Source organism: Oleiphilus sp. HI0080 (assembly GCF_001635135.1).
In genome coordinates, this window is the sequence record NZ_LWFU01000931.1 from 1 (window position 1) to 26,242 (window position 26,242).

Here is a 26,242-nt window from a genome sequence, read left to right on the forward strand (position 1 = left end):
GCCTTCAACATGACGGTACCACCGGGTGTTTCGTAACAACCACGCGATTTCATACCGACGTATCGATTCTCTACCAAGTCAGCTCGACCAATACCATTCGCACCTGCAACTTTGTTTAAATATTCTAGAACTTGCGCGGGGGTCATTGCTTTGCCATCAATGTGCGAAATATCGCCCTTCGTGTAGGTAAGCTCAATGTAGGTTGGCTTATCCGGCGCATTCTCCGGAGAAACAGACCAGCGCCACATTTCTTCTTCGGGTTCTTGCCAAGGGTCTTCTAGCATGTCCCCTTCATAAGAAATATGCAGTAAGTTCGCATCCATCGAATATGGAGATTTGCCTTTCTTGGCCTCCACTTCAATACCATGCTTTGCACAGTAATCCATTAGGCTTTCACGGGAATTCAGATCCCATTCACGCCAAGGAGCAATCACCTGAACACCAGGCTTGAGCGCATAGGCTCCAAGTTCGAAACGAATCTGGTCATTTCCCTTACCAGTCGCGCCATGCGAAATAGCATCAGCGCCAGTTTCATTGGCGATTTCAATCAAACGCTTAGCAATGAGTGGGCGCGCTATGGATGTACCCAAAAGGTATTCACCTTCATAGATCGTATTGGCGCGGAACATCGGGTAGACATAGTCACGCACGAACTCTTCACGTACGTCTTCGATGTAAATTTCTTTTACACCTAGCGCTTCGGCTTTCGCCCGGGCTGGCTCAACTTCTTCGCCCTGACCAAGGTCTGCAGTATAAGTTACGACTTCACAGCCGTACTCTTCGTTCAACCATTTGACGATAACGGAAGTGTCCAGACCACCAGAATAGGCCAAAACAACCTTGTTTATCTTCGACATAAATGCTCCAAGTGCCGTAATAGAGTTCGCTAAATATAGGGGGTGCGTATTCTACTGAAAAAGGCGTCCGAAAAACAACCAAGGACGATGTCTAATTCAGCTCGCCCTCGGGGGCTTCTTTTGTCGGCATAGAAAGGCTTTCACCGCGAACAAGTCGAACAGTACTGCGTCGGTTCTTCGCTTTATTGGGCACGGTGGTATTATCGGCAACCGGGTAACGCTCTCCGTGATAACGCGTTTGAATCATATCGGCGTTAACACCCTTGCTCGTTAAATAACGAGTCACTGTCTCTGCGCGTTCTTTTGATAGTCGGCGGTTATAAATACGTCTGCCCGAAGAATCGGTATGACCATCCACGTATATTGCCGTCACTGTGCTATCGGCTTTAACGTATAAAACAACCATGTCGAGGTTCTTTTTGTCACTCGACAACAAAATCGATTTGTCGACCTCAAAATGGACACGTGTCCTCTCGACTTGCCTGAAGTTCACTGGAAGAAGCGAGGAGATACAATCCAGGTACGCGCCATGAACGCTAGCAAAACCAATGCTATTTAACGACAAACGAACCGATGCATTGCTATACCAAGCTTGTCGAGTAAATGTAGGGCTCATACCCTCAAGCAAACCCTTCATCATATCTTGCGCTCGACGGCTCTCTACAGAGATCGGCTTATCGCTATCAACCACTTTGGCATAGCCAAGATCACGCACGACATTCCCTGGACGCCAAGATGAAGCCTCGATAACGAGCGCCGCCTCACCCGGCTTCATTGGATTGGACGTTGTCTGCGAATAGAAAAAGAGCTCTTCGCCAGCCTCATGATAAAAAATCCCCTGCCCGTAACGAGGAATTTCGTGAATAATACTGCACTCAAAAATTGAAGTAGATATATACCACTCACTGCGGTCAATAGGCGCTAGAAATCGAAGCTCTTGCTCTTGTTCAGCGAAGCTTTGACTAGATAGCACGAGACCTATAAGTGTCAAAACGGCATTCTTCAACAACGGTCATCCCTTCTTCATATGGCAGCATTACGCCGATACAGGCAATTCTTTGCCTCGGACGCATCAAATATCAATATAGCTCTGTTATACTCGTCTATGCGAGTGACGGTAGTAAGGATAAAGCGTGTCAGACCTAAATTCCCCAGAACACGATTGTAATGATAACGAAGATAGCAATTCTCATTCCATAGCATCACGGTTTCGCGGTTTTCTTCCCGTTGTGATCGATGTAGAGACAGCAGGGTTCAATTCCAAGACAGATGCCTTGCTCGAAATTGCAGCCGTCATTCTTGATATGGACAGTGATGGTAATCTCTATAGGAAAGAGACTGTGCACTGCAACGTTGAGCCGTTCAGAGGAGCTAACCTCGAAAAGTCAGCGCTTGAATTTACAGGTATAGACCCTCATTGCCCTTATAGAAATGCACAACCTGAAAAGGTCGCATTGGACAAAATTTTTACGCCGATTAGAAGAGCCGTTAAAAGCACCGGATGCACAAGAGCCATTTTGGTTGGCCATAACTCTTCTTTTGACCACGGTTTTGTCTTCGCAGCAGCAGAGCGAGCTGAAATAAAACGCAATCCATTCCATCCCTTTTCTAGCTTTGATACCAATACACTTTCGGCATTGGCCTTTGGCCAGACTGTACTTGCAAAAGCATGCGCTGCAGCCAAAATCGATTTTGACGGTCATGAGGCCCACTCCGCAAAATACGATACTGAAAAAACAGCCGAACTTTTCTGCACGATCATCAATAAATGGAAAACCCTAGGCGGTTGGCCGATAACATACTAAGCGCAGCTAATGCAAAATAGATCATTCAGCCAGTAACAAAAAAGCCGAGCTAAACGCTCGGCTTTTTTGTCTTAACGCTAAGACTTATAAACCTTCAGCATTCTCTGAAAGGTACTTAGCAACACCGTCGGGAGAAGCATCCATCCCTTTGTCGCCTTTGTTCCAGCCTGCAGGGCATACTTCGCCATGCTCTTCGTGGAATTGAAGTGCATCAACCAAACGAATTAATTCATCCATATTACGACCTAATGGAAGGTCATTGACGATTTGCGAACGAACCATGCCTTCTTTGTCGATGAGAAATGCACCACGGAATGCTACACCACCCTCAGACTCCACATCGTATGCTTTACAAATGTCGTGATTCATATCCGCAGCTAGGGTGTAACGAACAGCACCAATACCGCCTTTATCAACAGGAGTGTTTCTCCATGCGTTGTGTGTAAAGTGGGAGTCGATAGAAACGCCGATTACTTCAACTCCACGCTCCTTAAAATCATCCATACGGTGATCAAGCGCGATCAACTCAGAAGGACAAACAAAAGTGAAGTCCAACGGGTAGAAGAAAACCAAACCGTACTTACCCTTGATTGCTTCTGAAAGAGTAAGCTCGTCCACGATTGAACCATCACCTAGTACTGCTGGTACTGTAAAGTCAGGTGCTTGCTTGCCGACTAATACGCTCATTTATTATCTCCAAATTATTTTGGTTGAAATTATAAAAACATTCCTCTCTCGAGGTGAAACCCGCGCTTATGTTAACGCTACTGCCTGCTGACTCCAACTACTGTTCTATTACATTTTAAAATGACCAATAATCAGAGCGTTTTTCAACCAGGCCAATAACAAAAAATCCCGGCACAAGGCCGGGATTTCAACAAACACATTGGCAAGTCACTACCAATGTATGCCACGCATGATAGCCGCAAACGCCATTTGCTCAGTAGAGACTTTAGGCTTATCCGACGTCTGATCCTTACCCTGCGCCGCAGCTGAGTCTGGGAACATTTTGTAACCCGTATTCATAATGATCTCGCCCGCCTTCGGCACCAAAGCATGCAGAACCTGAGCGGAGATGCCCAATCGCGTCGCGATTCGTTTAGGGCGATAAATAATAGCTTCTGCGATCATATCTGCCGCTTCTTCAGGCGTCAAAGTAGGCACAGAGTCATAAATTTTCGTAGGCCCAATCATTGGCGTACGCACCAACGGCATATTAATCGTTGTAAAGGTAACATTGCTGTCCGAGAACTCCGCAGCAGCACAACGAGAAAAGGCATCTAGCGCAGATTTCGACGCAACGTAAGCAGAGAAACGCGGCGCATTCGTCAAGGTACCGATCGACGAAATATTAACAATATGGCCTCTTTTATTTTCAAGCATTTTAGGAGCAAAGCCCATAATCAGACGCAATGAACCAAAATAGTTGAGCTGCATCGTACGCTCAAAATCGTGGAAGCGATCAAATGAAAGATTGATTGAACGACGAATTGAGCGTCCAGCATTATTTACCAAATAGTCTACGTGGTCATGATCTTTCAACACCTCTGCAACAAAGCGGTCACAGTCTTCCATGTTTGCGAAGTCACATTGATATGCGTGAACATCGCCACCAGCTTGCTCAAGCTCGTGCTTCACTTCATCAAGCGTTTCTTTTGTTCTCGCTGCAATACATGTAATCGCACCAGCTTCAGCCAACTTACGGGCTGTCGCCAACCCAATTCCTGAGGTGGCGCCTGTAATTACACAGACCTTTCCTTCCACCGTGCCTCGCAGGGTGCGATCTTTATATAGATCTGGATCGAGATTGCGCTCCCAGAAATCCCAAATCGGCGCGGAGTATGTTTCAAGATTCGGACACTCTATCCCTGAACCTTTGAGCACACGCTCTGTTTCACGCGAATCAAACCTCGTAGGGTAATTGATAAACTCAACCGCAGATTCGGGAACACCAAAGTCATTTAAAAATGCTTTGGTCAAGCGTTTGACTGGTGGCAGGTTTTTAACACCGTTACGCAGCATCGATGGAATGAAGCCAAACATTTGTGCGTCAATACGCATCGCCATGGTTGGCGCATGCCCCGCTTTCGCGAATATGTTGAGAACCTCGCCCAATTTATGAGGCTCTGGATCAGTCAAATGAAAACAACCACCATCTTCGCCTTCAACGTGAGAAATATACTCTAACGAATCAACAACGTAGTCTACGGGAACGATGTTCATACGCCCGCCCTCGATACCTACTGTAGGCATCCACTGAGGGATTGCACTGCGAATTTTTTGCAGCATTTTGAAAAAGTAATACGGGCCATCAACCTTATCGATCTCGCCTGTTTTAGAGTGTCCAACCACCATACCAGGGCGGTATACGCGCCAAGGCACCTTGCACTCCTCTCGAACAATTTTCTCAGATTCGTGCTTGGTTTTTAGGTATGGGTTGTTTAGTTTTTGCGCCTCTTCAAACATATCCTCACGGAAAATACCACGATACAAACCTGCAGCGGCGATTGAACTGACGTGGTTGAAGCACCCTGCTTTCATCGCTTTAGCGGCAGCAATAGCGTTGCGTGTACCTTCAATGTTGACGGCTTCTTGCACCTCTGCAGGAGCATATAAATCATAGATAGCGGCGAGGTGATAAAAATTCGTAACGTCACCTTTGAGCTTGTCCATATCTGCTTTGGAAATACCAAGATTCTTTTTAGTGAGCGAGCCATTCACTGCAATAACTTGCTTCGAAGTCGCACCAAGACGCTCTAACAATGCATCATATTTATGCATGCTGGTATCTTGCATTAGCAAGTAAATCTTCTCACCGCGCGCAAGAAGCTTTTCCACTAAAAAACGTCCGATGAAGCCGGTTCCACCGGTTACGAAATAACTCATGATCTAATCCTTAAATGTTGCAGACTGTATGCTCTATGATCGAGCGATTCTTAGTTTTATTTAAAGGGCTATATGTTTAAGGGAGGTGATCGCCCTTGATTGCAACTAGCCACGATACACTCAATATAGTTCACAACATCCTAGAGCAACAACTCCATTTTTTATCAAGTGAATAATATGAGAGCTTGGAACAATTACATGGAATGAAGACGTTATCACTTTACCTGCAACGACGACTTGATAAGCTAGAGACTTTCTCCACCGCATCAACAAGGAGCTCCATCCAGTGCTAATGCGATTCAAGCTATCTGTTATCTATGTTCTCACTGTCTGCTTTTCACAATTAGCCTTCTCATCCGAGTTAAAAACGGACGTTATTAAAAGCCCCAATGACCATCGTGAATACGCGTACTTCACTCTTGATAACAATCTAGATGTAATGCTTATCTCAGATGAGGATGCCGACAAAGCTGCCGCATCTTTGGATATTCATGTAGGAAGCTCTGATGACCCCGAAGACTACCCGGGCCTTGCACACTTCTTAGAGCATATGCTTTTTCTTGGCACAGCCAAATACCCAGAGCCCGATGCCTACCAGAAATTTATCAGCGAGCATGGTGGCGGGCATAACGCTTACACATCTCTTCAGAACACAAACTATTTTTTTGATGTCAATGCGGACTATTTAGAAGAAGCTTTAGACCGGTTTTCGCAACAATTCACTGCTCCCCTGTTCAATCAAGAGTATGTTCAACGAGAGGTAAATGCCGTTCACTCAGAATACAGCTCTAAGATCCAAGATGACGGGCGGCGTTACCTAGAGAGCTTGAAAACGACGCTTGCTCCAAATCACCCCTACAAGCGCTTTGCCGTTGGTAACCTCGAAACACTGGTGGACAAAGAAGGTAAAACGCTTAGATCTGCGTTGCTCGATTTCTATGATGTACAATACTCTGCCAACCGAATGAAACTTACGGTACTGGGAAAAGAAGATCTGAGCACGCTAGCGAAATGGGTCGAAACGCGTTTTTCCGATATACCAAACAAAAACCTTCCTGTTAAAACGATTACCGAGCCGTTTTTCGCGGGTGGTTTTCTACCAGCAAAACTCCAAGTAGAGAGTGTGATGGATTCACGCTCGCTTTCTTTGAGCTTCCCCATCCCATCAACAAAGAACCACATTCACTCTCAGCCAATGGGCTACATAGCCAACCTGATTGGACATGAAGGAAAAGGAAGCCTCCTGTCTGCACTAAAAGACAAACAACTTGTTGATACTCTGTCGGCTGGTACGCAATTTGATACCGGCGCGCACGCCATGTTTATTATCACTATGTCTCTAACCGAAAGCGGCCTGAAGAAACAGGATGAGATAATGGGGATGGTATTTAGCTATATCGAACTGCTGAACCAGAAAGGCATCACCAAGCTTTACTTTGATGAGCAAGCCAAGTTATCTGACATCGGGTTCAAATTTAAAGAGAAATCGCCAGCTCTGAGCTACGTTCGCTCTCTTTCCGCCACATTACACGACTTCAAACCACACGAAGTACTCTCGGCTTTCTACCAATTAAATGACTTCAAGCCCGAACTGATCGAAGACTACTTAAGCTATCTCAAACCAGATAATGTTTTAGTAAGCGTTAAAGCCCAGGGACTAAAAACGGACAAAGAAACTACATGGTTTAAAGCCCCTTATTCCGTAGCGCCGCTCTCCATCAGCCTTACCAATCAATTGAGAAAAGCAAGCCCTCTAGAAGCGTTAGCCTTACCCGAACCCAACGCATTTATCCCTGACAATACCGATTTAGTCTCTGTAACAAATGACAGCATCCCTAGGCAGCTTGATGCAGCAGATGGTATTGAGCTTTGGCACGCAACCGACACGGAGTTTGGGACGCCCAAGTCAACGTTTTTCTTGAGCGTCAGATCACCTTATGCAATGGACCGTGTTGAGCACATGGTCATGACCCAACTTCTCGTCTCCATGATGATCGACAACCTCGTAGAATATTCCTACCCAGCTTATCTTGCAGGACTAAGCTATGACCTCTATAAACACGTTCGTGGCGTAACCGTAAAAATTGCCGGCTATAACGATAAGCAACACGTTCTCCTCGCAACCATTCTTCAGAATTTAAAGACGAGCCCTCTCCGAGAAGAGCGCTTTGACAACATCAAAGAGCGCCTAGAGCGTTCATTAGAAAATGAAAAGGAACAAAAACCGTTCCAACAGGCCATTAAGTCCTTACAAGAAAGCGTACTTACTCCTTCTTGGTCTTCTGAGGAAAAACTTGCCGCTCTCGACAATATTGATATCAATACGCTCCGGTCTTTCAAAGAGCTATTTTTCTCCATCATTGATACCGCCATCCTCAGCAATGGCAACGTCGACAAAGAGCAAACCGAGAGTATGGCAGCACTGGTGAAGGAGCACCTGCTTTCCAGCGCTAAGATTCAGAAGGTAGAGCGAGCGCAAGTTGTTAACTTAGAGGGAGAGGCAGACTGGGCAATATCTCTAACCATCGACCACCCTGACACCAGCATGGTTTTCTACATGCAAGGTGAATCCAAGGACTACTCAGAACGCGCCCTGTATGGCGTATTGTCTCAAGCGATTAGCAATGATTACTATGGTCAACTGCGCACCGAGAAGCAGCTAGGCTACATCGTCTTTGCAACCCCATTTCCAATGCTTGAAATTCCGGGGATAGCGTTTATCGTGCAGTCCCCTAGCACGCCAGCAAGTAAGATCGTAGATGAAACCGTTCGCTTCCTAGAGGCGGAAAAACCACGCATTGATGCGTTGCTCGAAACCGATTTTGAGCGCTACAAAAAAGCCGTCATCTCACGACTTGAGGAAAAAGAGACCAACATCGGACAGCGGAGTAATCGTTATTGGAGCGAAATTGACAAGCAAAACTACAGCTTCGATAGTAAACAGAAATTGATTGACGCCGTATCGGCACTAAAGATCGATACCTTTAAACAGTTTTACTCCAACCGAGTGAACAAAAAAGGATCAAATCTCATCATTGTGAGCGGGTATGAGGAAGCAGAGCCTTCGAAAAAAAGCGAACCTTCGCTTATTGATACCTTGCTCAAGAAAAAAGAGCGCTCAATGAGCGCCCTTTCTAACTTCTAAGACGATTCACCATCCCACGCTCAACGATTCAAGCGTCCGTCGATCAACGTATCGACGACACTTGGATCGGCTAGAGTCGACGTATCTCCCAAGCTGTCATGTTCGTTTGCCGCAATCTTGCGAAGAATACGCCGCATAATTTTACCGGACCTCGTCTTCGGTAAGCCGCTCGCTATCTGAATCAAGTCTGGCGATGCAACAGGTCCAATCTCTTTTCGTACCCAGTTTTTCAAATCACTGATCAACGCATCAACGTCACTAACATCCGCATTCGCCATCATAGAAACGTAAACATATATGCCCTGCCCTTTAATATCGTGCGGATAGCCAACAACCGCGGCTTCCGCAACCGCAGGATGAGCGACTAGAGCACTCTCAATTTCTGCCGTGCCCATACGATGCCCTGACACGTTCAAAACATCGTCTACGCGCCCGGTAATCCAATAGTAGCCATCTGCATCGCGGCGAGCTCCATCACCCGTGAAATACATACCCTCATAGTTTGAGAAGTAAGTTTGTATAAAACGCGCATGGTCTCCATACACTGTTCGCATCTGACCCGGCCAACTATCAAGTAGCACGAGGTTGCCCTCACACTCACCCTCAAGAAGGTTGCCCTCGTTGTCCACGATAGCGGCATTTACGCCAAACAAAGGGCGAGAAGCCGAGCCCGGCTTGAGCGCTGTCGCACCGGGTATCGGAGAAATCAAGATTCCTCCTGTTTCCGTTTGCCACCATGTATCCACAATGGGACAACGCTTCTCACCAACCACTTCGTAGTACCATTCCCAAGCTTCAGGGTTGATTGGCTCACCCACAGAGCCTAGTAAGCGGATGCTGTCGCGACTGTGCGCCGACACCTTATCGTCTCCTGCGGCCATCAATGCACGAATAGCCGTCGGCGCAGTATAAAAAATATTTACTTGATGCTTTTCAACAACTTGCCAAAACCTCGAAGCATCCGGATAGTTTGGAACCCCTTCAAACAAGACGCTGGTAGCACCGTTACAAAGTGGTCCATACAGAATGTAGGTATGCCCAGTTATCCAGCCAAAATCAGCCGTACACCAGTAAACTTCGCCAGAGCGATAGTCAAACACCTTTTCATGCGTGAATGACGCATAGGTTAGATAACCACCGGTTGTATGCAAAACGCCTTTTGGCTTTCCAGTCGAGCCAGACGTGTACAACATAAACAAAGGATCTTCAGCATCCATTGGCTCAGGCTCACACTCACTGCTTTGACGCTCAGACAACGCATGCATCCAAACATCTCGACCTTCCAGCATATCGACACTGCCGCCAGTGCGATTAAGCACGATCACCTTTTGCACTACATCAAGCTGCCCAATCGACAAAGCTTGATCTACATTTTTCTTAAGTGGAATCGCCTTACCGCCGCGGATTCCCTCATCCGCCGTAATCACCCATTTCGACTGACCATCCTCAATACGGGCAGCAAGCGCTTCCGGGGAAAAACCACCAAAGACAACCGAGTGCACCGCACCAACTCGGGCACAGGCAAGCATCGCTATACCTGTTTCGGGCACCATCGGCATATAAATTGTGACAATATCGCCTTTTTGAACACCCAGTTCTCGCAAGCCATTCGCCAAACGGCATACGCGCTCATACAAAGCTCTATAAGAGATATGTTCAGAAACAGAGGGGTCATCACCCTCGTAGATAATAGCCGTCTGATCTGCTCTCTCTTCAAGATGACGATCAAGGCAATTGTAAGAAGCGTTCAAGACGCCGTCTTCGAACCAACGAATATGAAGATCTTTAGAGGCAAAGGAAACGTCTTTCACTTTGCTAAATGGCTTGAACCAATCAATGCGCTTGGCCTGCTCAGCCCAGAACGCATCGGGATCGTCCATAGAAGCGTTATACATGTCAAAATAAGTCTTCTCATTAATGCTTGAAGACGCTTCTAAATCTGCGGGGACTGGATAGACGTGATGCTCCGACATTGCTTTTCCTCTTATTGTTCTGTGGAGGGTCAGCAATCCTTCTCGAAGCAATCCGCTTAGTTATCTGCTTTAAGCTGAGGCGCCAAACCCAATATTGTCAGCACCAAAAAACTACGCTCAGTCCTGACTTGAGTCAACCAGGGAGGCGTATTTTATCGACTCGAGTAAGGTCTCGAGCGGAACACTATTCGATGAACTTCTAATCTGCTCAGCCAAACTCGCTTGCGAACCGAAGCCTCTCTCATCATAAACCGCGTCAGCAGCCGCCTCTTGAACCTCAATCACCTCGTTATCAATGCCTTCTGAATTTGATGTGACCGATGCGGGTTCAGACGCGCCTCTTATTCCACTATCCGCCAAGCCCAGACGCTCGTATTCGGCACTCAACAAGAGACGATGTTCTGCATTCAAGGATGCGGGCGTTAATGTACTCAGCAAACCATGCAGCAGGTCGATGGCAGAATCACCTAGACGATCACCATACGCATAAATACAGCTCGATATCAGCGTTGTAACTTGTTCCGGCGTCGTGTTCGGGTCAGTAAAAAAACGATTCATACGAATGCGTAAATCAACCCAAGCATTTTCGGAAGCATCTGACAGCAATTCGTCTGACGGCTTACGCGCTCCAGCAGCAGGCTCACTCTCTGAAGTTCTGGATTGATCATCAGCAGAACCACTATTTTGCGCAAGAATCTGTTTTTGCACTTGAGACAGAGACTCTTGATAAGACTTCGAGTTCAAATCAACAACCATTGCTGGTTTATTTTCTCTGACCTGAAAGCCGTCTGGACGAGATACATCGGGACTCGAAACAGGCGGCTGCGCGTTGTTAGAATAAGGAGAGGTATAAGAATAACGTGCACGCTCTGCGGCTTCCTGCTCTGCCTTTTTGCTTGCTAGCTCCTGCGAACGCTCTACAAGCTTTTTCCAATAAGAACTAAAAGCAAGTTTTGGCACCTTGGGGCCTGCAAACAAGTTGTCTAACTTTTCCGCTAAACGATAAAAACCTTTTGCGGAAGGATCTTCTTTTGAGAACAAAGTAACGGGTCGCTGCAAGGAAACAGCTGTTCTCATGCTCTCATCCATCCATAGGGCGCCCAATTGCTCAGTTTGCAGTCCCAGATACTTTTTCACCGCCGCTTCGAACCGACGGTAGACCTTGTCCGCTTGTCGCGCGTTTGAGGCCATGTTTACAATAACCTCGACTTTGCGACGATAACCTCGGCGTCTCAACACCTTCAATAAAGAGAATGCGTCTGTTAGCGATGTCGGTTCAGGAGTAATGACAACGGCGGCTATTTGTGATGCGGCGATAAAGTGCAAGACGGTTGGGGAGATACCCGCAGCAGTATCCACAAGCATGTAATCGTACTTTGGCTCTAACTCACTGATGGACTCAACTAGGCGGCGCTGTTCTTTCACGCCCAACTCTACACATTGGGCAAATCCAGATGCTCCGGGGATAATGTCGATACCCGCAGGGCCCTCAAGCAAAATATCGTGTATCGATTTTTCACCGGTGAATAGATGCTCTAATGTGTAAGCCGGATGCAAGCCCAGCATCACATTGATGTTGGCCAGACCAGTATCCGCGTCAAACAAACACACCTTTGAACCAGTCCTTGCCAGAGCGATTGCGAGATTTACGGATACGCTAGTTTTACCAACACCGCCCTTGCCACCGGTGATAGCTAAAACGCGCGGGATACGTGGAGAGGATTTCGTTTTTTCTAATTTAACGACGTTCATCTTGCTCGCTTTATAATTGTTCAGGCCGCACCGCGAGGAAACATATAATTTCGATGGGCGAGAGTTATCTTTATTAGCGACTAATTCTAATGAGTTTGCTAAGTAAGAAAAAGGATTGACAGCGCTTAAAAAAACATCAATTCGAACACAAAGCGTCCAGACGGTTAATGCTCTACATAAAAAAGAATCGGCAAACTTTTAATTTTTAAGGAATATTGTCTAAGCTGAGTGAATAGCCATAAAAGATTATTTTTTACTAACATGCCGCCCAATTCACAAAAGCTTTTAAAGCAGCTACAGCTCAATAAGCTGCCGACACTGCCTCACGTTCTGGTAGACATTATCAATGCCTGCCAATGTAACGGCGTCACCTTTCAGGAAATCGCCGATATTGTGAGCCGTGATGCATCGATATCGGCTCGCGTTGTTTCGATGGCTAACTCGAGTTTTTTTAATCGCGGCACGCCCGTCAGGTCTCTCGACCGAGCGTTGCTAGTGCTGGGCACTGAAACCATAAAAACCATCGTTATAACGGCAACCATTCACCAGTTTTTTTCGGGAATCAATAATAAAGACCAAGCCTTTCTAAAAGAATTCTGGAGAAGATCTCTCAACTGCGCCCTGCTTGCGAAATCCCTCGCCATATTGACCAGCTATCCTCACCCAGACGAGGCCTACCTTTGTGGATTACTGCACAACATGGGAGAGCTGGTGCTAGCAAGCCACCTGCGCGAAGACTATTTTGAATTGGTAAGCGAGTTTCCCAACGAAAACACACGTTTCAAACATGAGCTCGGTTCTCTAGGCATTGATCATGCTGAGCTAAGCGCACTATTGATTGAGCAATGGGGCCTTAGCCCCTACTCAGTCGACGCGGTTCGATATCATCATGCAAATCTCGCTGACGTAGTGGGCGCACACCACCTGGTAAAAATCCTGTTTGTCTCCAGCGAGCTTAGTCGACTAGACGAGCGGAACCATGAACACCAAGCAGAAATTGGAACAAAGCTATTTGAACTCAACCCTTCGCTCGTTAACGAAATTGTTCGAAAAATCGATGAAGAAGTAAAAGAAGTCGCCAGCAGCATGGGTATCAATCTCAAATCTACAAAGGAATCTCAATCCTTTGATGACCGAGAAGCCAATATTAATCTGGCGAAGACGGTCAGAGATCACAGCCTAGAAAGCATATCTCACGACATAATTGGCAAAAGCGATACGAAAACCGAGTTTGCGAAGCAGGTTTCTTACACGCTTTCACTCCTCTTTGGTATGCGCACAAGCGCTGTGTTTTGGCTCGAGGATGAAGAGCTTATCCTTGTGGACGAGGATCAAAAGCAGGTCCCGATGCAATTTCCTGTTGATCGCGGAAGCAGCTTAGTCGCTAAAGCAGCGATAGAAGGCAATGTTCTTTCTTCGTTCCAACACCGCTCAGAAGCACTCGTAGCCGACCAACAAATTCTAAGACATTTAGCCGCAGAAGGTATGCTCTGCATGCCGATACGCGATCAAAGCCGAGTTATCTGCGTGGTTGTGGCCAGCCTTCATTCCAAAAAAGAACAAATTCATCCTAGCTTTCTAGACTTATTGATACGACAGCTGACAGATCAATGCCTTTACATTGAAGCTGTAAGCGTGCCCTTGCAAACGAACGCGGAAATAAGCGCCCTAAGCGCAAAAGTCAGAGAGATTGCGCATGAGGCAAACAACCCCCTCAGCATCATCAATAATTATTTGGCGAGCCTGTCATCGAAGCTCTCTGACCAACATGACGTAAAAGAAGAGCTCACTGTATTAAAAGAAGAGCTCGAGCGCGCTAGCGACATCATTCTTCGACTCCGCGACATCGAGCAGGACAAACGCGGTAACGAAGATCATGCTGAAATTAACCTTGAGATTAAAAATCTACTAACTCTGTACAAAAATTCACTCTTCTTGGCCAAGCGAATTGGGTACGAATTCGAGCAGGACACTAGCCTTAAAGTGCATCCGATTAGTAGAAACAGCTTCAGGCAAATATTAACTAACCTTATAAAGAATGCTGTAGAGGCGCTGCCCGAGGGTGGTAAAATCAGCATAACTACGCGTGGAAATGTGAATGTCAACGGCAAAAAGTTCACCGAAGTTCGAGTCGAAGATAATGGCCCAGGCATTCCATTACAAGTACAGCAAAACTTGTTCTCTCCTATCTCTACTACCAAAGGGACTGGACACTCAGGTCTTGGCTTAAGTATTACAAAAAATCTCGTAACGGAAGCACGAGGAACAATCACATGCAGGAGCGGTAAAACGGGCACCCAGTTTCAAGTCTTGCTGCCAGGTAGCTAGGGCAGCAACATAACTATTAAAACGCTCATAAAGGCTAAAAACTGGATAGATGTGCACAACAAACTACTATAGTGCGAACGGTTGACAACTAGAATGAAGATCATAAAGTCAAAACAGGTGGCGAACCTGGATATTGAACGAGCAAAAATACTGGTCGTTGACGATGAACATCGATTACTGACCAGCCTTGAAACCTTGCTTACGTCCGAGGGCTTTCGTGTATCAACAGCGCTTGGAGGAATCAATGCGTGCGAAGCACTCAAGGCGAATGATTTTGATCTAGTTCTTCTCGATTTGAACATGCCCGATATCGACGGCCATCAGGTGATGGATTTCATTGCCGAGCATCAAATGGACCCAGCCGTTATTGTTGTTAGCGGAGAGTCGTCTTTTTCGGCTGTCAGCAAAGCGCTTCGTCGCGGCGCATATGACTATCTTCGCAAGCCTTACGACTCTGAGGAGTTGATCAACACCACCCGAAACTGCCTTCAAAAAGTGATGCTTGAGAAAGCGCATCACTCTATGCAAGCGCGGCTTCAAAAGTCTGAAGAGCTGCACCGTTACATAGTGAACAGCTCTCCAGATGTCGTATTTATGCTTGACCGCCAAGGTCGTTTCACCTTTCTCAATCGAAAAGTCGAAAGCCTATTGGGATACAGCAAGCAAGAACTACTCGGACAAAGCTATCAAGCGATCATTGAAGATGATGATATTGACCGCGCCAAGTATATCTTTGATATACAAGGTAAAAAACGTGATGGCGCCTGGAGTTCAGAGTTGCGGCTCAAAGTAAAAAAGAACGAACATTCTTCCCGACATTTCGAGATCACCTTCTTTCCAATCGAACGAAAAATCAAACAGAACGGTATCGATTCACTTCAGGTAGTTGGAACTTACGGGACTGCACGCGATATTACTGAACGCAAAGAAGCGGAAGAATTTATCAATTTTCAAGCGTATCACGACTTGTTAACACGCCTCCCAAATCGTTCCTTGTTCAAGGATCGTTTAAATCTCGCTTTGGCACAGGCAAAACGTAATAGCAAAGAACTCGCTGTCATGTTTCTGGATCTGGATCGATTTAAAGTGGTCAATGATTCCCTTGGTCATGCGATGGGAGACCGCCTTCTGCAAGCGGTTGCCCTGCGCCTAGATAATGTCATTCGAAAATGCGACACCTTATCGCGCTTCGGAGGAGACGAATTTACACTGCTCTTACCAAACGTAAATAGCGCAGAAGATGCACGCATCATCGCGAAAAAGGTCATTAATACCTTAAAAGAGCCCTTCCTACTTGGGGAGCACGAGGTGTTTGTCGGGGTGAGCATTGGAATTGCGATGTTCCCAGGAGCCGGAGAGACCGTAGACCAGCTCATTCAAAACGCAGATGTCGCGATGTACCACGTCAAATCACGTGGTAAAGACGGCTATCAGTTCTTTAGCCATTCTATGGAAGTTGCCGACTCAAACCGCATCAAGCTTGAACGCGAAATACGCGGTGCCCTTGAGAACAACGAATTCAAAGTGTTCTACCAACCTCAGATGAGCGCTCAGAACAACGAAATCATTGGCGTTGAAGCACTCGTTCGATGGGAGCACCCTACTCGTGGTTTAGTATACCCAGGCGAATTTCTTCCCCTCGCTGAAGAGACGCGCATGATGCCTGACATCAGCGAATGGGTTCTCGATCAAGCATGCAAAGAAGTAGGTAGCTGGATTAGCAATGGACATCCAAACATTCGCCTTTCGGTTAACTTTTCCCCTTTACAGGTTGAACACCCGAAATTTGTTGAGCGCTTACTAAGTACATTGGAAGAAAATAGCTTCCCAGCGAGCAATCTTGAGGTTGAGATTACCGAAAACACAATCATGAACGATCTTGAGCAGATGACGAAAAAGCTTAACCGACTTTCCGAGCATGGCGTGACCATCGCCATCGACGATTTTGGCACCGGCTACTCATCACTTAATTATCTGAGTAAGCTTCCCATTCATACTTTGAAAGTCGACCAGAGCTTTGTCCGCGACATCGAGGACTCAATGGACGAGGCCTGCATCGTCAACGCGATTGTTAACATGGCACACGGCTTGAAGTTAAATATTGTTGCCGAAGGGGTTGAGACAGAAATCCAACTTAACTACTTACGGGAGCTAGGTTGCCAAGAAATCCAAGGGTTTTATTTTGGTCGCGCAGAACCAGGCCATGCCATTCTAAATCGCATCATTGACCACCCAAGAATGATCGCAATATAGGTCGCACGCCAAATTAGGACACAAAAAAAGCCTGCTCGGTGACCGACTGGCTTTTTTGTTTCTGTCCAACATCAAAATAAGCTCAAAAATCACCGACTAAGGCTTAGCTCGTCATCAACCACGACTAAAAGATACCGCTAAGGAAGTCTCTCAAAGTCTCGAGAGCTCAGCGTTCCGCATCCCAATTGTTTCCAATACATCCTGAAAGTGAAGTGAATTGGGAACAGCCCCAGTAAACAAAACCTGATGCCTTTCTTTCACTGCGCTTTCTTGATAAACACCTTGTTTACCTTTGACTACCGCTGCCCCATCAAAAAGATCTCTGACGCGGCGCGCCACCGCATCGCCGGAATCGACCCAAGCGACGCCTGGCATCAAGGACTTTAAGGCTTCTTTTAAAAACGGAAAGTGCGTACAACCAAGAACGATCGTATCGACGTTCTCAGTACTTTGCATAAAAGGATTGATAGCACCTTGCAGAACATTCATGTCCACACCCTCGCCATTCAGCAGCTTCTCTGCCTCTTCCACAAGTGCGTTTGAGCCAACCTTAAGCACAGAACATCCTGCCGCAAAATCCCTCACCAACGCATCTGTATAGTCTCGAGAGACCGTACCCGGGGTTGCTAACAGCCCAATCGCTTTCGACTTGGATTGTTGAACCGCAGGCTTGATCGCGGGCACCACACCAACGAACGGCATCTCAAAACGATCACGCAGCGTTGGCAGCACTAATGTACTCGCCGTATTACAGGCGACAATCACCAGATCAAAATGGAAGCGAGCATGGCATTGCGCAATCAGATCGCTTAGCCGAGCAATCAAAAACTGCTCGTCCTTTGTGCCATACGGAAAGAAAGTATCATCCGCTACATAGCGAATATGAAGTTGCGGACACAGCTGCAGCACAGAGCGGCAGATTGAGAGGCCGCCAACGCCCGAATCAAGAACGAGCACATTACCACAACATGCGCTTACCTGATCGTCCATCAACAAACCTCTCCAAGCATTGCCGTCACGTGCCGCTTATACGCTAGCCAAACGACGTTGACGCATACCCATGAACACAGCAAGAACACAAATCAAAAACGGAATTAATAAGATATTAATCAGTTTTAAGCGCGTCCCTAACGTTTCAATATCGCGATCAAGCTGATGCTGCACATCGCGAAGCTGCTTACGAATCTTCAGCTTCTCTTCCTGAAACTTAAGCAGCTCTGCTTCTTGCTCTTCTGAAAGCATAGAGACATCACTTGCGTCTCGCACCTGCTCTAGTTCGAGCAATTTCTCTTCGGTCGCCATTAACTGCTCTTCCAAAAGCTCTTGCTGAGCAAGAAAACGCTCTTCCGCGTCACGACGTAAAGCGTCAACGCGCTCGAATGGGCGGCTGTAACGTCCCTGACTCCGAATAGAAATTAACTCTGCCTGCCCTGAGAGGTTCTCTACCGAATTCAACAGGAAGGTTCCATTATCCGCCCACGGACTCACAATCTGCTGACCGAAAAAGCTCTGGACCTGCACCCACAAACGATCACTGAGCACATCAGTGTCAGCAACAAGCATCACATTAATTTGCTCCGACTCGGTAAGTTCTGGAGTAATGGTGCGCGTAACAATATCACTTTCAGCCTCACCCTCGGCTTTCGGCTCTGTGTCTTGTGACTCGCTGGCTACCGAATCTGTTGAAACTTCTTCAGTAAGCTCGACACCGTCAGGAAATGCCGTCTTCGCTGCTCCGGACACGCGCGCCGCCAAAGTATATGCCTCTTCAGTCGGAACAAATCCAGACATCAAGGTTGATGGATCATGCAGAGAAGCAAGCATATCGGCCGGCTTAAGCGCGCTTTGCTCAGAGCTTCGAATAATCGGTTCAAATTGACTGCTTGCGCCATCAATCGCGCTAAGATGGCCAGCAGAAGAAAAGTTCATACTCTCTAAACCAAAAAGCACAACATCATCTTGCTCAAACGCATCTGGACGAAGACTTAGTAACCCCAAATGACGAACCGGTTGGCCGCCCTGGCCAAGCGACACGACCATCGAATTGTCAAAGTCAGCGACGAATTGGCTCTCGTCAAACTGAACTCCCCAAGCCGTAAAAAGATTCTCAAGGCTCGATGACTGAACTGTTGGCATCCCGCCCATGCTTGCCATGGTTTCGATGAACGGATCAACAAACACAATGGCTTTTCCGCCACCAAGAACATATTGATCAATCGCAAATTCAAGCTGTTCTGAGATACTCTGAGGTGCGACAAGCAACAAAACGTCGATTCCATCAATGCTTATTGCATCGTCCTCAATCCACTCTAGATCAAAGTTATCATCGATGTACTGTAAGATAGCCCACTCCGGCTTTTGCTGACGCGTCATGAAGTCCATTCCACCCTTCATATCAACGCCCGAGTAGATGCCAATTTTAGGCAAACGCTCGCGCGATAAGGCCGAGATCAAACGCGTTAGATCGTATTCTAAAAATGCCTCTTTATCTGGCTGGATAAATGGAACCACTTCCTCGTTACCCGCTTCATTTTTGGCAACTAGACCAAAATAAATTTCATCGCCGCGCGCACCACCCGGAACACTTTGCAGGCCTGAGAGCGCAGCAGCGTCTTCCGCATCTGAAAACGGCTCTGGATCGATCTTGGTCACAGTGATCTTGCCATCACTTTTTGCCTCATATTCATTCAGCAGTTCTTCGACCCGCTTGGCATACGTTCTAAGTGCGGGAAGCTGCGACGTCGCCTTATCGGAAAAGTAGTAGTCAATCGTAACCGGCCTTTCCAGCTTGCCCAGAATACTCTCGGTGCCGTCTGAAAGGGTATAAAGTCCATTTTCAGAAAGATCTAATCGAGACCCAGTGATAAAAATCGATGATAGTACAATCACCGCGAATAATGCCGTAAAGACGGCAATTAACTTAAACGAGATTTGCTTCGTCATAGTAACTCCTAATCCGCCTTCTTAAGATCAATCACCAACGCTGTTGCATACAGCCAGGCGCCAATCATCGCAACAAAATATACAAGGTCACGAAGATCAATTACTCCGCGCGAGATCGCCGTAAAGTGGGTGAGGAAGCTCAAATTGGAAATACCATCAACAAGCCAAAGCGGAGCCCAGCCCGAAAAACTATCTTGTACGATAGGAAACCCGCTAACGACGAGCACAAAGCACACTACTAAGGTGAGAATGAACGCGATAATCTGATTTTTGCTCAATGCCGAAAGACACGAACCTACGGCCAGAAAACCACCAGCCATGAGCCATGCACCTAAATAAGCACCTAGAATCACGCCATTATCAGGGGCGCCGAGGTAATTCACAGTGATCCACAAAGGAAACGTCAAGGCCAATGCCAAACCGACAAACAACCAGGCCGCCAAAAACTTACCGAGAACAAGTTGCCACGTCGCGACTGGAAGCGTCATGATCAATTCAATCGTGCCACTACGACGCTCTTCTGACCAAAGGCGCATCGCAACTGACGGAATCAAAACCAGATACAACCAAGGAACAAAGTTAAAAAACGCGCTCAGGTCCGCCTGACCACGCTCGAAGAATTGCCCGATATAAAACGTAAACACACCCGACAACATTAGAAAAATAATGATAAAGATGTAGGCGACCGGCGTGGCAAAATAACTCGCCAGCTCTCGACCCAAAATGACTTTCAACGCACTCATCGAGCCACCTCCTGTCGTCCAGTAATCGTTCGAAAAACATCATCCAGCTTACCCTGCTCGACATGAAGCTCATCAATTTGGCAACCAGATGCATGCAATACATTATTCACTTGAGCAAGAATCGGTGTGCGATTTTCAGAAAGTACACGCAATCCACCATGCTCGGTGCGCTCTACCTTGCTTACGCCATCGATGTTTGAGAGCTTGTCGTGAAGAGAGTCATCTTCGCGCGCAAGGTGTATGTGCACGCTATTGTGGTATTCCGATTTCGCTGCCAATTCATCCGGCGTTCCATCAAACAAAATTCGACCTTCTGCCAGAATCATCGCGCGCGTACAAACAGCGCTCACTTCTTCAAGAATATGCGTCGAAACGATGACAATCTTGTCTTTCGAAAGATTGCGTATGAGTTCTCGCACCTGATGTTTCTGATTTGGATCCAATCCGTCAGTAGGCTCATCGAGAATCAATACTTTTGGGTCATGGAGAATCGCCTGCGCCAAGCCAAGGCGTCGCTGATAGCCTTTAGAAAGGGTTTCAACACGCTTGCTCAATACTTTTTCGAGCTCGACTTGGCGGACCACGCGTGCTACTCGCTCATCCAGCTCTGCACCAGAGTAGCCACGCACTTTGCCGACAAACTCAATAGAAGCCTTTACCGTCATATCGGCATATGCCGGAGCACCTTCTGGCAAGTAGCCAAGTTCACGCTTCGCCTCAACGGGGTTTTTCGCAACATCAAAGCCCATCATATCAATGGCGCCCGATGAGGGGTTCAAAAAGCCGGTTAGCATTTTCATGGTGGTAGATTTGCCAGCGCCGTTAGGTCCTAAAAATCCAAGTATTTCACCTGGTTGAACCGCAAACGAAACATCGTCTACTGCGCAGAAATCACCAAAATATTTAGAGAGATTTTTTACGCTGATCATTTTTTATCTTCGTTTCTACTTGTGAATGTTCGAAAGGACGATCGCATCCGCCAAATAGCAGACGCAAATCAAAGACTTATTACTAGTCGCGAAGACTATATGGGCGGGCATGAACGAGTTCAAGGGCGAAGCTCCAACCTTGCCACATGGTCATGTTGCAGTAGACACCAAGCTTACAGGCGTATCCTCAAATTAGCTTTACGAAGACCAAAACCAAGCACTAAACTAGGGCATCAATCACAAACAAAGAACTCTAAATGAGCCGTTTCTTCAAACTTTCAACGCTTCTTTTTACTCTCTGCAGAAAAATCCTATTTCTCTGGGTCCGCGCGGAAATAAAAGGCGCAGACCATGATGAGCTGAATCTTGACCCTGAAAAACCGGTCATTTACGTACTGCAATATCGCTCGTTCTCTGCACGACTCGTTCTTGAAAATTCGACGATAAAAAGCGCACTTCCCAGTTCGCAAACCAAACTTCCTCTCGGAAAAGGCTCTTTACGGCGTTCATTTTTCTTTTTATATGAGCCTTTAGGTCGCTTTTTCAAACGCAAGCAGCGCCCAACAGTGACAGGACGCCTCAAACAGCTGGTATCGCATGTCTCAGACGTAAATGACAATGACGTTCAGATCGTACCGGTTTCCATTTTCTGGGGCCGTGCACCAACGAAAGAAAAATCCTGGTTACAACTATTACTAACTGACAACTGGTCCGTTGCAAGCCCATTACGACATGCGCTGATTATTCTGCTTCACGGCCGCAGAACCTACGTCCAATTCAGCAAACCGATCTCACTTAATGAGCTTTACCACGACAGTGAACAAGATGCCAAACGCACTGAGCGAATGGCGGCACGGATTTTACGCGTGCACTTTAGAAGAGTAAGACAAACCGTTATCGGTCCAAACTTGAGTCATCGTCAAACCCTTGTGCAGTCTATTGTCTCTTCTCCAAGCATCAAGGAAGCTATTGCCAAGGAAGCAGAAGAGTCCGGAAAATCACCTCAGGAATTGCGCCAGCAAGCCCTCAAATATGGCGATGAGATCGCTGCAAACTTACAAATATCCACCGTCCACTTTCTAGAACGTCTGTTAAATCAGCTTTGGAACAAGATCTACAAGGGCATCGATGCGAAGAATATAGATGTCGTTCGAGAGATCACGAAAGACCACGCCGTGGTGTATGTGCCCTGTCATAGAAGCCATATCGACTATCTCCTTCTCTCTTCCCTTTTGTTCGCAGAAGGCATCATGGTTCCACATATTGCTGCCGGCATTAACCTTAACCTCCCCGTTGTAGGGAGCATACTGCGCCGCGGTGGCGCATTCTTTATGCGTCGCAGCTTTAAGGGCAACCGTCTTTACGCTGCGGTATTCTCAGAATACATTCATATCATGTTTAAGCGAGGATACTCGATCGAGTACTTTGTCGAGGGCGGCCGAAGCCGAACGGGCAGAACACTTCCTCCTAAAGCAGGCATGGTTGCCATGACCGTAACGAGTTATTTGAAGGATCAACAGAAGCCGATTGCTTTCATTCCGGTTTACTGCGGCTATGAAAAAGTCCTTGAGGGCGGCACCTACATGGGCGAGCTTCGCGGCAATGAAAAGAAAAAAGAGTCTGTTTTTGGATTATTTAAGTCACTGAAAAACCTAAGAAAATCATTCGGAAAAGTCGGTTTGAATTTCGGGGAGCCCATCATACTGGACACATACTTAAGCGACGCCCAAAGCTCCTGGAAAGAAGATATCAAAAGCATCAAAAATCTAGACGAAGAGAAACCAGAGTGGTTCAGCGACGTTGTGAGCAACTTAGCCAAGGAAATCGCCGTTCGCATTAATTCAAGCGCCGCAGTTAACCCCGTCAGCTTAACTGCGACCGTGCTTCTGTCGACTCATCGCCAAGCCATGGATGCCAATGAGCTGGCGCATCTGAACACGTTTTTCGCCGGCTTGCTCCGCAAACTCCCCTATTCAGATCATGTCTCTTTTCCTGAAGGTGATGGCGAGGAGTGGATTCAATATACCGAAGAAATGGGCTTATTGAGCCGTCAGAAAAATGAGCTAGGCGACATCATTACCCTGAGCGATCGAAATGCCGTTTTATTGACCTACAACCGCAATAACACACTCCATCTGTTTGCTGTGCCGGCGTTAATTGCCTGCATTATTCGCAACAACCCAAGCATGAGCAAGGTCGAGATCCATCGTATTTTTCGTTCGGTTTATTCCTACATTAGAGCCGAATTGTTCCTACAGTGGAATAGCTCTGAAATCGACGAGATTTTTGAAGAATGGCTCAATGTTATGGCCGAAAGCCAACTTCTCAAGATTGAAGACAACCATGTGCGCCGCCCTATAATTGGCTCATCAGACTACATAAAGCTTTCAACTCTGGCGAGCTTCATTATGCCAACGCTTGAACGCTATTACATCGTGATCGCGATTCTCACGCGCAAAGAAAGCGGGTCGATGACGGCTCAAGAGCTTGAGCAACTAAGTACTCTGATGGCAGAGCGTATGTCGATATTGTTTGGGCTAAATGCGCCAGAGTTTTTCGATAAAACCTTGTTCCGAAACTTTATCGCCGTACTCAAAGACAAGCAAATACTTCAAGAAGACGACGAAGAGAAGCTGAAATACAGCGAGCTTGTTCTCAAAGCCGCGGAAGACTCAATGCTGGTTCTCAATGCTGAGCTCAGACAGGCGATCTTGCAAGTCACTTCCGGCCACTAACAAGCACTTGGCTGAAGCTCAGCTATTTGCGGAAAGATCCTCTAATCGCCGGATCGTATAGATATCGTATCGAGAGCTCTTACCCTCAAGAATAAGTGAGGGCTTGGGGCCCTGTATCGCCTCCCCCTTACGAGGGCGCTTCACCACTACCCGGTAGCGCGCCTTCTTTAAGGCTTCCTCGAGTAGCAAATAATCATCCTCATTCTGTCCGACGATATCATGAAACGCGCGCATCTCTTTTTTAACAGCAGCCGACTTGCCCTGCTCGGGGTACATGGGGTCTAAATAGATAACATCAGCGACTAATTCAGAAGACTCTCTGAGATAATCTAGCGCATCACCAAAACGCAAGTTCATGCGATGCGCCGTATGAGCAATTGAAAGATCATGCGCAGCTTTCGCCTGCTCTATCGCAAAACCCAAAAGCGCCTCTACGGCCGGCACTCGCTCAAACAAGTCAACCTTACAGCCGAGCGTAGCAAGAACAAATGCGTCACGACCTAACCCCGCGGTGACATCCAAAACATGAGGATAGACTCCCTTATTCAAACCCACAGCTTTGGCAATCAACTGCCCCTTGCCACCACCATGACGCATGCGATGCAGGTTTTTACCTTCAACAAACGAGGCGTTAATTGGCCCGGGCGCGGCCTTACCTGTTTGATGTAAAGTAAGCGCATTATCGCCGAAAACGAGAAAGTAATCGGCGACAAACGGATCAATATCCTGGGCGATTGACATAGAATGGTGTCGCGCGAGCGATTCGGCTTTCATGCGCATTTCTGATGAACAAGAAGGGCTTACTACAAGCGCCAGTTTATCAGGCTTGGCTGTATTCGAAACCGGCATTACTTGCGATTAAACATAAACATCTATTCCAAGCAGCTCGCCACCGTCAAAGGAACGACTAGCTTCTTCAGTTTCCTGATACTGCTGAATAGCTTCTTTACTTTTGAGAGAAAGGTTTTCTGTACGATTTAAGGCTTCAAGACGCTCAACCTGCTTCACTTCTCCAAGACGCATTAACTCCTGAACGGGCACTCGTGCCTGCTGCTCCTGCGAAGGACGCTCTAGATCTTGCTGAGCCTGTTTCTGCGACTGCTTTTGGTCCGAAGCCGGAGACTGCAGGACGGACAAGTTGTTTAACGGGTTGCCGATTAGCATGGCGCAAATGCCTTATCTCTGATATGAAAGCAGTGTAATGTATAGACTAGCTATGCGGCAACCGCCAATAAAAGCAAAACTGCCCCGAGACTTAAGCGATACACAACAAATGGCATAAAACCAATGCGCTCCAAAAAGCGCAGGAAAAAATGGATACATACAAAAGCACTAATGAAAGCCACCATCGTAGCGAAAGCGATCAGCTGCAACTGCGCATCTGTCCCCGTCTCAAGTAATTCTTTGGTCTTAAGACCTCCCGCTGCAGCGATCAAAGGCACCGAGAGAAGAAATGAAAATCGCGCAGCCGCATCGCGAGTAAGGCCAAGCAACAACGCGGCTGTCATTGTAATTCCAGAGCGTGATGTTCCGGGAATCAACGCAAATGCTTGAGAAACACCAATAAGAACGGCGGTTTTCAAATCTATATTATCAAGCACACGATTACGCGCTCCGTGACTATCCGAAAACCATAACAGCAAGCCAAAAACAATCGTAGTTGTCGCAATGACCAGCGTTGAACGAAGATGCTCTGAAATGAAATCATTGAACATCAAGCCAGCAAGTCCGGCAGGAATCGTTGCAAGTACGATCAGCCATGCAAGACGAGCATGCTGCTTCGATTGTTCCTGAACGCGAGACGGTCCAAGCAAAGACATGAACCACGCTTTGGCAAGTAAAATGAGATCCTCACGAAAGTACAAAACAATTGCCAATAACGTGCCGACATGT

General features: G+C 46.9%; 18 protein-coding genes. 5 read left to right on the forward strand and 13 right to left on the reverse strand.

Annotated features, from left to right (window positions below):
- Nucleotides 1–857 (reverse strand): argininosuccinate synthase (locus A3751_RS18160; RefSeq protein ID WP_068458443.1); only part of this gene is annotated, 857 nt, incomplete at its 3' end.
- Between the two features lie 91 nt (nucleotides 858–948).
- Nucleotides 949–1,848 carry an OmpA family protein gene (locus A3751_RS18165; RefSeq protein WP_068522504.1) on the reverse strand — a complete coding sequence of 300 codons (900 nt, stop codon included), beginning with the start codon at nucleotides 1,846–1,848 and terminating at the stop codon, nucleotides 949–951.
- 205 nt (nucleotides 1,849–2,053) lie between these two features.
- On the opposite strand from A3751_RS18165, the gene rnt reads away from it, so the two are divergent.
- Complete coding sequence (gene rnt / locus A3751_RS18170; RefSeq protein ID WP_231871764.1) at nucleotides 2,054–2,662, forward strand: ribonuclease T; 609 nt, start codon at nucleotides 2,054–2,056, stop codon at nucleotides 2,660–2,662.
- An 84-nt stretch (nucleotides 2,663–2,746) separates the two neighbouring features.
- On the opposite strand, the gene A3751_RS18175 is transcribed toward rnt, so the two are convergent.
- The gene (locus tag A3751_RS18175) at nucleotides 2,747–3,349 is read right to left on the reverse strand and encodes a peroxiredoxin (protein ID WP_068458446.1); all 603 of its coding nucleotides are present in this window, start codon (nucleotides 3,347–3,349) and stop codon (nucleotides 2,747–2,749) included.
- 210 nt (nucleotides 3,350–3,559) lie between these two features.
- Entirely contained in the window at nucleotides 3,560–5,548 is a 1,989-nt protein-coding gene (locus tag A3751_RS18180) for an SDR family oxidoreductase (protein WP_068458448.1), read from the reverse strand.
- A 292-nt stretch (nucleotides 5,549–5,840) separates the two neighbouring features.
- Here A3751_RS18180 and A3751_RS18185 point away from each other — a divergent pair, with 292 nt between their 5' ends.
- Entirely contained in the window at nucleotides 5,841–8,693 is a 2,853-nt protein-coding gene (locus tag A3751_RS18185) for an insulinase family protein (protein WP_068458450.1), read from the forward strand.
- 20 nt (nucleotides 8,694–8,713) lie between these two features.
- On the opposite strand, the gene acs is transcribed toward A3751_RS18185, so the two are convergent.
- Complete coding sequence (gene acs, locus A3751_RS18190) at nucleotides 8,714–10,666, reverse strand: acetate--CoA ligase (protein ID WP_068458452.1); 1,953 nt, start codon at nucleotides 10,664–10,666, stop codon at nucleotides 8,714–8,716.
- 117 nt (nucleotides 10,667–10,783) lie between these two features.
- Nucleotides 10,784–12,418 (reverse strand): MinD/ParA family protein, encoded by a 1,635-nt coding sequence (locus tag A3751_RS18195; protein ID WP_068458454.1) that lies wholly within the window; start codon nucleotides 12,416–12,418, stop codon nucleotides 10,784–10,786.
- A 261-nt stretch (nucleotides 12,419–12,679) separates the two neighbouring features.
- On the opposite strand from A3751_RS18195, the gene A3751_RS18200 reads away from it, so the two are divergent.
- Nucleotides 12,680–14,746, forward strand: a complete 2,067-nt coding sequence (locus A3751_RS18200; protein ID WP_068458456.1) for an HDOD domain-containing protein — start codon at nucleotides 12,680–12,682, stop codon at nucleotides 14,744–14,746.
- 93 nt (nucleotides 14,747–14,839) lie between these two features.
- Entirely contained in the window at nucleotides 14,840–16,999 is a 2,160-nt protein-coding gene (locus tag A3751_RS18205; protein WP_068458458.1) for a bifunctional diguanylate cyclase/phosphodiesterase, read from the forward strand.
- 150 nt (nucleotides 17,000–17,149) lie between these two features.
- Here the strand turns inward: A3751_RS18205 and murI are convergent, their stop codons facing one another.
- Genes murI through A3751_RS18225 form a run of 4 tightly spaced genes read right to left on the reverse strand, consistent with a single transcriptional unit; the run spans nucleotide 17,150 to nucleotide 21,614 of the window.
- Nucleotides 17,150–17,989, reverse strand: coding sequence for a glutamate racemase (murI, locus tag A3751_RS18210; protein ID WP_068458460.1), 840 nt, complete (start codon nucleotides 17,987–17,989; stop codon nucleotides 17,150–17,152).
- 36 nt (nucleotides 17,990–18,025) lie between these two features.
- Entirely contained in the window at nucleotides 18,026–19,942 is a 1,917-nt protein-coding gene (locus A3751_RS18215) for a Gldg family protein (RefSeq protein WP_068458462.1), read from the reverse strand.
- An 8-nt stretch (nucleotides 19,943–19,950) separates the two neighbouring features.
- Nucleotides 19,951–20,685 (reverse strand): ABC transporter permease subunit, encoded by a 735-nt coding sequence (locus A3751_RS18220; protein ID WP_068458464.1) that lies wholly within the window; start codon nucleotides 20,683–20,685, stop codon nucleotides 19,951–19,953.
- Nucleotides 20,682–21,614 carry an ABC transporter ATP-binding protein gene (locus A3751_RS18225; protein WP_068458466.1) on the reverse strand — a complete coding sequence of 311 codons (933 nt, stop codon included), beginning with the start codon at nucleotides 21,612–21,614 and terminating at the stop codon, nucleotides 20,682–20,684. Before A3751_RS18225 ends, A3751_RS18220 begins: the two co-directional genes overlap by 4 nt.
- Nucleotides 21,615–21,871: 257 nt before the next feature.
- On the opposite strand from A3751_RS18225, the gene plsB reads away from it, so the two are divergent.
- Nucleotides 21,872–24,349: a glycerol-3-phosphate 1-O-acyltransferase PlsB gene (plsB, locus tag A3751_RS18230; RefSeq protein ID WP_068458468.1), complete on the forward strand. Its 2,478-nt coding sequence runs from the start codon at nucleotides 21,872–21,874 to the stop codon at nucleotides 24,347–24,349.
- An 18-nt stretch (nucleotides 24,350–24,367) separates the two neighbouring features.
- Here plsB and A3751_RS18235 read toward each other — a convergent pair whose 3' ends face one another.
- From A3751_RS18235 to A3751_RS18245, 3 genes are all read right to left on the reverse strand, one after another.
- On the reverse strand, nucleotides 24,368–25,123 hold the full coding sequence (locus A3751_RS18235; RefSeq protein WP_231876931.1) for a class I SAM-dependent methyltransferase: 756 nt from the start codon (nucleotides 25,121–25,123) through the stop codon (nucleotides 24,368–24,370).
- Between the two features lie 84 nt (nucleotides 25,124–25,207).
- Nucleotides 25,208–25,513: a hypothetical protein gene (locus A3751_RS18240; protein ID WP_068458471.1), complete on the reverse strand. Its 306-nt coding sequence runs from the start codon at nucleotides 25,511–25,513 to the stop codon at nucleotides 25,208–25,210.
- 50 nt (nucleotides 25,514–25,563) lie between these two features.
- The coding region (locus A3751_RS18245) for an undecaprenyl-diphosphate phosphatase (RefSeq protein WP_082863366.1) at nucleotides 25,564–26,242 on the reverse strand (679 nt) is incomplete at its 5' end.